The sequence below is a fragment of the Pseudoalteromonas rubra genome (assembly GCF_000967655.1).
Taxonomy (GTDB): Bacteria; Pseudomonadota; Gammaproteobacteria; order Enterobacterales; family Alteromonadaceae; genus Pseudoalteromonas; species Pseudoalteromonas rubra_A.
Window position 1 is genome coordinate 13,034 of record NZ_JXYA01000020.1, and the last position, 11,552, is coordinate 24,585.

Annotated in this window: 8 protein-coding genes and 1 tRNA gene; 1 reads left to right on the forward strand and 8 read right to left on the reverse strand. The window is 44.4% G+C overall.

Annotation, left to right across the window (positions count from 1 at the left end):
- Positions 1 to 134: 134 nt before the first annotated feature.
- From TW77_RS09715 to TW77_RS09735, 5 genes are all read right to left on the reverse strand, one after another.
- Positions 135 to 1,124 (reverse strand): exopolysaccharide biosynthesis polyprenyl glycosylphosphotransferase, encoded by a 990-nt coding sequence (locus TW77_RS09715; protein ID WP_046004790.1) that lies wholly within the window; start codon positions 1,122 to 1,124, stop codon positions 135 to 137.
- A gap of 17 nt (positions 1,125 to 1,141) precedes the next feature.
- A complete protein-coding gene (locus TW77_RS09720) occupies positions 1,142 to 2,092 on the reverse strand; it encodes a Wzz/FepE/Etk N-terminal domain-containing protein (protein WP_046004791.1) in 951 nt (316 codons plus the stop codon).
- Between the two features lie 92 nt (positions 2,093 to 2,184).
- Entirely contained in the window at positions 2,185 to 4,800 is a 2,616-nt protein-coding gene (locus TW77_RS09725) for an SLBB domain-containing protein (RefSeq protein WP_046004792.1), read from the reverse strand.
- Between the two features lie 115 nt (positions 4,801 to 4,915).
- Positions 4,916 to 5,716: a DUF481 domain-containing protein gene (locus TW77_RS09730; RefSeq protein ID WP_046004793.1), complete on the reverse strand. Its 801-nt coding sequence runs from the start codon at positions 5,714 to 5,716 to the stop codon at positions 4,916 to 4,918.
- Between the two features lie 21 nt (positions 5,717 to 5,737).
- Positions 5,738 to 6,553, reverse strand: coding sequence for a mechanosensitive ion channel family protein (locus TW77_RS09735; protein ID WP_046004794.1), 816 nt, complete (start codon positions 6,551 to 6,553; stop codon positions 5,738 to 5,740).
- Positions 6,554 to 6,739: 186 nt separating this feature from the next.
- Between TW77_RS09735 and TW77_RS09740 the strand changes: the two genes are divergently transcribed.
- Positions 6,740 to 6,815 (forward strand) — tRNA-His (locus TW77_RS09740).
- A gap of 143 nt (positions 6,816 to 6,958) precedes the next feature.
- Here TW77_RS09740 and TW77_RS25150 read toward each other — a convergent pair.
- The 3 genes from TW77_RS25150 to TW77_RS09750 all read right to left on the reverse strand — a co-directional run bounded on the left by TW77_RS25150 (position 6,959) and on the right by TW77_RS09750 (position 11,431).
- On the reverse strand, positions 6,959 to 7,108 hold the full coding sequence (locus TW77_RS25150) for a hypothetical protein (RefSeq protein WP_156158644.1): 150 nt from the start codon (positions 7,106 to 7,108) through the stop codon (positions 6,959 to 6,961).
- A gap of 252 nt (positions 7,109 to 7,360) precedes the next feature.
- Positions 7,361 to 8,647 carry an N-acetylglucosamine MFS transporter NagP gene (gene nagP / locus TW77_RS09745; RefSeq protein ID WP_428838744.1) on the reverse strand — a complete coding sequence of 429 codons (1,287 nt, stop codon included), beginning with the start codon at positions 8,645 to 8,647 and terminating at the stop codon, positions 7,361 to 7,363.
- 198 nt (positions 8,648 to 8,845) lie between these two features.
- Entirely contained in the window at positions 8,846 to 11,431 is a 2,586-nt protein-coding gene (locus TW77_RS09750) for a family 20 glycosylhydrolase (RefSeq protein ID WP_046004795.1), read from the reverse strand.
- Positions 11,432 to 11,552 lie beyond the last annotated feature (121 nt).

An 11,552-nucleotide genomic window follows, 5' to 3' on the forward strand; every position in this document is an offset into this window, starting at 1 on the left:
ATTTTTAAATGCGAATAAGTCTGCTCAGCAAAGGCTAAACAAACTCATAAATTACATAAGGCACTTGCCATATAAAGTGGTGAGTGCCTTAGTAACATGTCATATGTAGTAACAGCGAAAACACTAAAGCTCGGCTAGCGCCCCATGCCAAACAATACCGTTTTAACAGTTCTGAATAGAATGCTAATATCCAGTAGTGAAGAATGGTGTTTTATATAATGAATATCATACTTGTGCTTCCAAACCGCATCTTCAATAGAAGCGCCATATGGATAGCTAACTTGAGCTAACCCAGTAACACCAGGCTTCACTGCATGTCTGAACCTGTAATAAGGGATCTCTTCTTCCAATACTTTTATAAATATCTCTCGCTCTGGACGAGGCCCTACCAGCGACATTTCACCCCTTAGTACATTAATTAACTGAGGGATTTCATCAATTCTGGTTTTTCGAATGAATTTACCCACTCTGGTAACCCTAGAATCGTGTGCAGAGGCCCATTTTGCACCATGTTTTTCAGCATCTTGTGCCATTGAGCGAAACTTAATAATCTCGAACTCTTCATTGTACTGTCCAGTCCGCCTTTGCTTGTAAAAAATAGGCCCTTTGCTTTCCAGCTTTATTAGCACAGCAAACAATATTGAGATTGGCAGTGTCATTAACAAAATCACCAAGGAGCCGAGCACGTCTGCAACTCGCTTCATAATCTGAGTGCGCTTGTTCGAAAGAATAGTAAAGGCCTTCTGGTGTAAGAAGTAACTGCTATGCAGAAGCCTGATATCTGTATAGTTGTGCCTTTCATCTAAATAGCTAACTAAAGGCTCAACCCATGCTCCACGCTCCGTCGCTTTAACGAGGTAGTCTCGCTGCTCCTCTGTCAGGGCTGCACTTTTATAGTGACAGAATACCTTCTTAGATAGGTCTCTAATACTGTAGTCATTTAAGACTATTTCAAAGTTATAATCACTTAATATCGTAGCTAGCTCATCTTGAAAGTCTGATGGACAATAAACATAAATAACCTTTTGACTCATTACTTCTTTTTTAGATTTGAAGCGTTTATTAAGTACAAAAGTAGAGATATCAAGAGTGTCTTTTTCAAGACCTTCCGTTGCGTTGTTCATTTCACACATAAACCTTACTAATTATCAAACTCTTTCTGATTAAAAGCCATCACAAAGGTTATGGATACCCCAATAAATAAGCCTATCAAAAATCCAACTACACATATGACCGCTCTTTTCGGAGCGACTTTCGACTCAGGTACCAATGCTGGGTCAATTACTTTAAAAACATATTCATTTCTAACACTGGCAAACATAACCGTTTTTGCTTGCTCTTCTAGTAAGTTATTCAGAATAACTTGCATTTCAGCCACTTTAGTTACTTCAAGCTCTTTGGCAAGATATTCGCTATACTCATGACTATCTTTGATGTCCCTTTCTTTTATTTCTTTGTTAATTTCCTCTATCAATAAAGAAACCCAACGTTCTGCAACTAAGGGAGATACATGCTCGATTGAGAGAACGATCATGCCATTATCAGGCAAGACGTTTACACGCAACATATCACTAAACGACTCATAAGCTTCCTGATCAGAGGGTATCACTGTGCGTGGGAAACTAACCTCCCTGATCCATTCTTTACTTTGTTCGTCATATAGCTCAGGGTCATATTGTACTTTGCCTGTTGACGCATCCCATGACTCAGCGGCAATTAGGTCTGGCAACAATGAGTATTTATCTACAAACTTTTTGACAAACGCTCTAGACTGAAGTGTTGCTATAGCTAACTGTACCTTAGATATCTGGTTACTTCCCAGATTAACCCCTGCAAGCGAGGCAAGCCCCCCCAATTGACCACCAAGTGATGAACCAACACCAGATTGGGCATGCTCAGCCGGTGCCAGTAGTGCCTCTGAGCGATATATATTGGGCAAGCTCAATGCATAAACCACTGCTAAGAGAGAAAAGGCAATTGTGCTCAGAAGTATTATTAATTTTCCTTTCCAAATAACTTTAAACAACTGGAGGAAATTAATTTCCTTATCATATATATCGTCATCTGAACAAACTAGGTGTCTATTATTCATCTCTATAGCTTTATGTTAATTTACTTTATTTAACTTAACAGATCTCAATTCAAACTTTCCGTTACGAATTACTGCACGCTTGGTGGTTTAACTTAAAGTGCTGCAATAGCGGCTATACCCACCCCTAACTGATAAAAGATCTGTGTTGCAGTACTCCATAAGGTCAAATTATCCATATGAGAAGAGTCCATAGGCACCACAATGGTATCACCCGCTTCTAATTCAACCCTGTTATTTACGGCAAACCAAGAGCCTCGGTTCGGTATTTGTACCTCTCCATTCGCTTTGATCACATAGACTTTATCTTCATCAGCCCGATCTCGTATCCCGCCACTCAGGCTAATATACTCATCGATTGTTCTTCCGGCTTTGAAAAGATGAGAGGAGCTATAATTAACCTCACCAATAATTGAAATTGAATCCTGCTTACCAGGTAAGTACAGCTTGTCACCTTTTTGCAGTGTTAAAGAATCTGAGCGAGACAAGATAGAAGGCAAATCAATTACTAGTCTTCCTACCGCCTCAGCTTTTGCGAGATCTCTAAGCAATTTATCCGTCTCATTATAGCTAAGTGAATTATTGACCCCTATTGACTTTTGAAAACTCCTAGCAGCCATGTCTTTTCTGAGCTCATCAGACAATCTAGATAATTGCTCACGCTCTTGTTCTCTGATCGATTCACGAGTAAATATTGCTGCATTTTCATCAGCATACTTTGTAATGCCACCGGCTCGGTTAAGTACATCTATTAGCGTATCACCGCGCTTGACCACATACTCCCCAGGAAAACGCACCTCTCCAATTAGAGAAACTTTGAAGCTATCTTGCCAGTTTGGTTGCATCAAGATATTCAGCGTATCGCGCCCTATCAACTTAATGTTGTATTGGTCTGCCCCTTTGATCAATGATGATTTAGCGTGGAGCACCTCGCCTTTGTCATTAATTCTTGTCACTTCTGCGAACTCAGTATAGGCAGATTCCAATAAACCGCCAGCGGCTCGAATAGCATCAATCGTACTCATATCTCGTGATACAGGGTACTGCCCCGGAAAACGTACCTGGCCGGTTACGTTGATTGTTAAATTCTGTTTTACGGTAGAGGCTTGATAATCAAGTTTCGATAATACAGGAGCAAGTAAATTTTCACGTGAAAATACAGCAGGCGTATAGTCTGCGAGCTCTTCTTCCTGTTCAGTTGTAGTTGGCGGGTTCTTTGCCTTACTAATGGCCTCATCGAACGTAACTTTCTTATCAAACTGGCGACGTTCGTACAAATGCCATAGCTTCACTTTCTCCTGAAGCTCCCGTTCTTCAGCTGTAATCGCTAAATTTTCTAGGGCTTTTTCTTCTTCAAGTAGAGAATTAAAACGGCTGAAAATGTAAACTTCATCGTTTCTTTCCAAAGGTACAGGCACACCAGACAGAGCTTCGCTTAGCACAAACTGCAATACTTCGATCTGCCCAGGCAGCTCTTTTTCTCGAACCACGATTGCGTAAGACAAATCGGCTTGAGGCAGAAGGTCTGTTTTCAAACTAGTAATGTAAGAGTCTAAAGTGGCTCCCTCATACCATTCATAGTATCCTGGCCTAGCTACAGCACCAATGAGCGTAACAGAGTTTACGATCTCATCATTTATAGCTTGGACATTAATTTCATCACCGCCTCTAGGTGTATAGTCGGCACTGTTATCGCTAAAGTCGATGGATGTTACCGACTTCGCCTTATTATTGAAGATCCTATTGACCTGGACATTCTCAATAAACGCATCCTCTGCAAATCCACCAAACATGTGGATCAGCTCTTTAGCAGTATCGCCTTGTTTCATTTCGAAGATACCCGGCCGTTTCACCTGGCCGGTTACTGTAACCTGAGGGCCTACGGATGGTAAAAAGACGACATCTCCAGACTGTAAGGTGACGTCATTACTGCTATCACCTCTCAGTAATAGGTCATATAAGTCCAACACAGAAACCGTTTGCCCTTGTCGCTTGACCTCAATATTACGCAGTGACGCGATCTGCGTTGGCCCACCGCTGGCAAAAAGCGCATGAGTAACATTCGACAAAGGTGAAAGTGTGTAACTTCCCGGGCGATAAGCCTCTCCCACAACCAACACTTGAATACTTCTCAATTCAGCAATTGATACAAATGCATTTAAACCAATCGCTTCGCTCTTAATTTTGTTTTCAATCAGATGTTTGAGTTCAGAATAGGTCAGGCCAACAACATTAATTGGTGCGAAGTCTGGAATGCTCAAACGCCCTTCTCTATCAACAGTGACGGTGTGTGTAGCTGTTTCCTTACCGTAAAAACTAATCGTGATAGCATCGCCGCTAGATATAATGTAATCACTTGGCACTGAGCGCATTTCATTTGGTGCGAAGCTGGTTGGCTCGCCCGCAAATAACTCATACCCAAATGGCTTAAGTTTGGGCTCTTTCGGTGCCATAGGATCAACTTCCGCCTCATTGCTATGTTCGCTTTGACGCGGATATACGCTAGGCGTATTAGAATTCATATCAGTCGAATTTGAAAAACTGGATTTTGACAACGCTGACAAATCAAAGCCATATTGCTTTGCCAGCGCTTGCTGCTGACTTTTTGGCAATTTTTTAAACTGTTCTATTTGTTGCGCGGTCGGTGTAAAAGCAATTGAAACCGCACTAAACACCAGCATGGTTGCTGCAAAAATACGTTTAAACGACATCCGGTTTTGATTCCTGTTTTACGATAAGCCAAAAAGATTGCGTATTTTACATAAAAATGACGCCATAAAAAAAGGGCTTATCGCCCTTTTTTTGATATATCTTTAGTTAATTATGTTAAAAGCTGTAAACTAGCGTAAGGGATGTTTCCGTATCGGTATTTTCCTTACCTTCGTCCACTGTTGAGTTATGGGTAATATTGTACGCCACTTTCATCTGTAATGAGCCGTTGATTTTCGTCATCAATGCTGACTCAGATGTCGTTTTCGTGTTGGTATCACCATACTCGACACCCACCACCTGAGTGAAGCGCGCGTTATCCGACACTTGCCATTCGAAATCAACTTTAGCGACACCAATCACTTCGTTATCCGTCGTGCCAGCAAGCGGGTTGCCATTTTCATCTACCTCGGTGCTATCATCCTGATACTCAAAGCGCTTCATACCTGGACCGATTTCTGCGTCTAGGTACATAGTATCCAGATTAAGCAGACGTAAGCCGTAACCGACTGAGACAACCGTTTCACTGCGATAGGCACCAAAGTAATCCGAATCGTAGGCGCCGTAGATAAACAGGTGGCTGTGATCTTCGTTTAGCTTATAGTTACCTTGCATCGACACTGAGTACTTCTCATTAGTACGTTCACTGACTCGCTCACCATCGTCGTTTTCTATCTCGTCTTCTTTGTAGATACCATCCAGCTTATACTCATTGCGCCAGTTTTTAAGGTTATGCTTGGCCTTAAGTGCGCCTTTAAGTGTCGTGGTTTCAGTATTACCGCTGGTAATAATTGCCCCCACTTCACTGGTGATATCCCAGGTTTTTTGCTGTTTTGGCTTCTTTGCAGGAGCTTCTTGTGCAGCAACATTCGAGCTGATGGCTGCCAATACGCACAGAGATAAAAGTTGTAATTTCATTGCCTATAAACCTGTCATTAATTAGTCTTTGTGAAGGTGAACATCCATTTGTGGGAATGGAATTTCGATATTAGCATCGTCTAATGCTAATTTTATATTCTCTACAAGGTCAAAGTAAGTCGGCCAGTAGTCTGATGTTGAAACCCAGGGGCGCACAACAAAATTAACACTGGAGTCTGCCATTTCTAATACAGCGACCGTATAAGCCGGCTCTTTCAGGATCCGCGGTTCTTTGTCCAGCACGGATTTTAACACATTTTTCGCTTCCCGGAGATCCGCTTCATAACTCACCCCGATAACTAAATCGATACGACGTGTTTTTTCACGAGAGTAATTCACGATCGCACCTGACATAATCGCCGAGTTAGGCATAATGATGACTTTGTTGTCTGGCGTTCTTAATTCAGTTGAGAAAATCTCGATGCGCTGTACGCTGCCCGCTTTCCCTCCGGCCTCGATATAATCACCAGACTTAAAGGGACGCAGAATAATGATCAAAACGCCTGAAGCGAAGTTTGATAAGGAGCCTTGTAAGGCCAGGCCTATTGCCAGACCGGCGGCACCCAGGATAGCCACAAAGGAGGTCGTTTCTATGCCAACCTGAGACAGTGCCATCAACAACGTAGCGGCAAACACAATGCTGTAAGCAATGTTACCAACAAACGCGCCAACCGCCTTGTCCACTTTGCGTTTACTAAACGCTTTTTCTGTCAGGTTTGCTGCAAGCTTTGCCAGCTTCATACCAATGAAGAATATGATGAGGGCCAGCAGCCCCTGAAAAAGGTGGTGTATGATAAGAGATGAGTTATCATCGACCCAATGAACAATCGTTTCCATAGTGACTCCTGTAAGCACTTGAGTGAGATAGCGGGGCGATTTTACCCAGCCAGTATGAATATTAGCTGTACAACTCGGGGATACTCAACGAACTTCTTTAAGATTTTTTTAATTTAACCCTTTGCAAAGCCCGCGTTTTTATGTATTATGCGCGCCACACCAACAAAGGTGTTCTTATCTATTGTGGCGGCTGTAGCTCAGTTGGTAGAGCCCCGGATTGTGATTCCGGTTGTCGCGAGTTCAAGCCTCGTCAGTCGCCCCACTTCTTTCTTATTCTATCTTTCCATTCATCAAGCTAAATTACAAATTCGTTTTATTTCTGTTTTTATATAATCAATGGTCATGCTATAACTGCGGCATTTAAAGAACTTCAACGACTACCGCAAGACTCGGGATATTGTCAGGTTAGTTGGTTACACAATTTGTGCCAACACTGTACACAGTATGCGTGGCACTCGCCGCCGCACCGGCTACTTTAAGGGTTTCTTTCATATCTAACTCTGAGTTCACCAGAGACATCTTTTTAAGCGTTTTCTTTTTTACTTGAAGTTTCATATCTATTATTCCTTAAAAGTTAAGTTAGCGTTTATTTAACGCACACCTAAAGTAACATTTTCGTCACAGTAAGAATATTGAGAAATTTTCTACGCAATTTTCAACATAACGGATAGACAGCGGGATACGTCAGCAAACTCAAGTTAAGGGTGGGAGAGACATTTAACTGGTACGGAATGGCATAAAAAATGCCACCTTGCGGTGGCATTACACACGGGATTATTTCTACTTTACAGATAGAAATTCTTTTCGCTATTTCCAGCTTCTCATCTTATGGCCTTTCAGGGCATAGAATAAAATGAATACATAGCACGGAAACAGTATTAAATAAGCGTTCTGGCTGGATGCAACGGTAGCTTCGGCCCCTTTTGCTATCCCAAGGAAGAGTGGTCCAAAAGCACCGCCTGCAATTCCCATTACCAATAAGCCTGAGCCTACACTGGTTAGCTTACCAAGTCCAGACAAAGCCAGAGGCCAAATTGCAGGCCACATAATCGCATTTGCCAATCCACACATAGCTAACAAGAATACGGCCATAGGCATACTGCCCAGCCCTAATGGGTTCACTGTACTACCAGGGTCAGAGAAAACGATGCCCAAGGTCAAAGCTAAGCCTAACAAAGCTGACACACTCAGTGCTGTTTGCTGCGAAATAAGTCGCGGTATCAGAATGATCCCCAAGATATAGCCTATTACCATAAAGGTCATGGTATAAGAGGTCATAACACTGAAGTTTTCTTGACCATAGGCAAGTGCAAACGAACCTATGGTATCACCTGCGATCACCTCTACTGCAACATACAAGAACAAAGCAATTACACCCAGCGCCAAGTTAGGGTGTGCCAGCGCTTCACGCACAGTACCATGAGACTCCGACTCTTCTTTTTCTTCTATCTCCGGTAGCGGTGAGAATTTAATAGCCAATGCGAATAGCCCGATAAATGCGGCAAGTCCAAGGTAAGGTAAGATCAGGTTCTCTGCCATGCTGTCTTTTTCAGCTTGCGTCAGTGGACCTTCAGCAATTTCACTAAATCCACCCATCACCAGGGCTGTAAACACTATCGGAGCGACTACACCGGCAGATTTATTCAGGATCCCCATCAGGCTGACCCTTGCCGCGGCCGACTCTTCCGGACCAAGGCGCACTATATAAGGGTTAACTGCGGTTTGTAGCAGGGTTTGAGCAATACCCATAGTGAACTGAGCAATAATGAATAAAATAAATAACTGCGCTTTTGCAGCCGGGATATATAAAAGTGCGCTGGCCATCATCATTGCAATTGCCATCGCCATCCCGTTTTTATATCCCACACGTCTGATCACTTTTGCCGATGGGATTGCAGTTACTGTAACTGAAATATAGAAAGAAAACAGGATCAATGAAGCCTGTATTGAGCTGAGCTCAAAGACCTGCTGAAGATAAGGCATTAATGAGCCATTGAGCCAGGTCACAAAGCCCAATATAAAAAACATAGCAGCAACAATTGCCAAAGGAATGGCGTTGCTTCGATTAGTAGTGTTCGACACAGTGGCTTCCATAAGCTTGTTCTCGTTGTTAAGGTTTAATTATGTCAGTTGAGCAAGTGATCTGCCATCATGCTCGTCTCAACACAAAAATGACAGCGCTGACATTTAACTTTACGTTAAAATTTGGCCTTTTTCTAGTTAGTTTTGTAATCAAATGTCCTCACCTTGGGGAAAAGGGACTCCCTCCCCAAGGTGGCACTATGGGGTGAATTAGTCTAACCCGGTAGTACGACTGAACTTTTTATCGCCTAAACGGGTACGTAATAATACGCCACCAGACTGGCTTACACTCATCGGAGCTGTGTAAGTTTGCCAGTTGTTACCATTATCAAGACTCACTTCAATGGTTAAGTACGGGAATGCACTGTTCGCATGAAGCTGACCATCAATGATCTTACCGCCCGGCACGGGGAGATTCACATTCACACCGGCTTTATCCAGCTTAGTCAGCTCTTTTAGTGCCAGAGCAGCGGAGAATCCATGCCAGTCCTGCGCAAAGCGCTTCTTATCCAGGCGTTCCCCTTCCCAGCCCGCTTTGTGCCAGGCGCGCTCTGCCATCGCGAGCAAACGTGGAAAGACCATCGCCTGCATCTGGTCTTCGGTACGAATGGTTTCACTCCAGACCTGCCCCTGAATACCGAGAATATTTTCCGGCTTTTCCAGCTCGGGCAGCGGACGCCCAACCAGGGCTTCTAAATTTTCAATGACCTCGCCACTGCGAGTAAAGTCGGCATTGGCATAAACATCATCCGGCATATAGCTAAAGGTTTTCTTACTGTCTGTGTAGCGGGCAGCCCAATAATAGCCGCGCTCAGCCGGGTGAGGCTCATAAGGGTGGTCAAAGTACAAGTGCGTACCATGGGACAGCACTACCTGGTAGCCATCATTGGCCAGGCGATGCGCCCTGTCAGCCACACCCCACTCCCAGATATTGTCCCAGACATTGGCGGTAAAGACCTCATTGGGAAATGCATCGCGGTTAAACGGATTAACCTTGTCGTACATCAGGCCATCTTCCCAGGCACCCGGTGCAATGCCCCGCTTTGCCAGCAAAGTGGCAACTCGCTGGGTAAAGTAGGGCTTAAGATCGGTCGGACCGGCAATGCCATTGTTCGGTTCGGCAAATAATGCCTGACACACGGGCGAATCTACCCAGGAGCCGGCGCCCACTTCGTCACCACCAAAGTGCAAGTTGGTCAGACGCGTGCCCGCTTCACGATACATGCCTTGTAGCTCATAGGTCACTTTTTCAATGAATGCATAGGTCGAGTCCTGACACACATTCATAGAGTTATCGGTATAATTCTGTACTGTGATGTACTTTGAGGTGTCCTGCGGATCGCTGAGCAAATAGGCTTTTGCCTGCTCCGGTTTGCCCGCTTCCATCAGTGTGTGATAGCGCGCTTCCATTGCCTTAATTGAAGCACGAGCATGGCCCGGACCTTCAATCTCTGGAATTATCTGAACATGACGCGCCTTGGCAAACTTGAGTAGTTCAACAAACTCATCCCGAGTCAGATAACCATTGCCCGATCCCGACTTATGCGGGCCAGTACCAAGCTGAGTTAGTAAACACTCACGCTCCTGCAAATCAAAACAGCGATAGCCGCCAATATCCGTCAGCTCTGGCAAGCCTGGGATCTCAAGTCGCCAGCCTTCATCTTCAGAAAAGTGCCAGTGGAACTTGTTCAACTTGTAACGGCCCATCTGTTCAACCAGTTTGAACAGCGCCTCTTTACCATGATAGTTACGGCCGTTGTCATAGTGCATGCCACGCCAACCAAAACGCGGGGCATCTTTAATCTCTACATTAGGCACTTGTATCTGGCCTTGTTGATCGGCCGGGAATAACGCAAGCAAACTCTGAATACCGTAAAATACGCCCGCATTGTCATGGCCTGTGATCACAATTTTGTTGTCGTCTACTTCCAGCTGGTAGCCTTCGCTGCCCAAATCGCTCAGGTCCGCTACTTGCAAATAGATTGTTTTGGTTTTGCCGGCACTGATATGATCCGGCTTTGCCTCCAATGTCAGGCCGTAATCGGCCAAATCTTCCTGAAATACGGCGACTTCACTTTTTAATCTGCCCGCGTATCGGATCTGCCACTGACTGGACAAGTCCGCATAACCTCGATTGAAATCAACATCCATCGGCTTAGGGATAATACGTTTCAGCGCGTCTTCGCGAGACAGCTTGCCTGTCTGCTGGTTTTGTTCATAACGCCAAGCCGCGGTTGCACGCGGTGATAAGTCTTTTGGCTCGCCGTGACGATCCAGTTGGTTATCACGCACAATCGGCGCGACAAAGTCCAGCATGTTTTCGCTGTCTGTGTTGGCGAACACGGCCGGCTTTGAATTACCACTGACCATAAATGCGCGCGGCATAAAGTCGGTATAAGCGGCTATCCAGGCGGCAGCTTCATAGGGAATGGTCAGCGTTTCGCCCGGTTTTAGTCCGGCAAACTCTTTAGTCGGGACTAAACGATGTAAGTCGCCATTCACATGCTCAAACTTCAATCCACTTGCCTGCTCAGTGGCCACTTTTCGGATTGAATGAAAGTAGATCTGCCAGTCGCTTTCGCCAGCTGGTAGCGCTAACTTTGAGTCATTTTTTAAGGTGATAGAAGCCAGAAAGCTGCTGCTGCCATTGTGATGATTGCTTTCGACCGCAAATGTGAAGGTGGTGTTGTCAGTAAAGGTCTGCAGTTGAGCATTATCCCAGGCGGCCTTAGCCATCATCGGGACTAAAAGCGTGGCCGCGATGGCCCGGGTGAGCAGTTTTTTCTGTATTTTCATTCCGGCTCCTTAACCTGCGCTGAGCGCAAACTTCAAATTGTTGTAAATACCATCATATAGAAGAAAAAATGACAGCGCTATCAATTTTTCCTTACAAGATCTCTATCGCCTTTTTTATCAG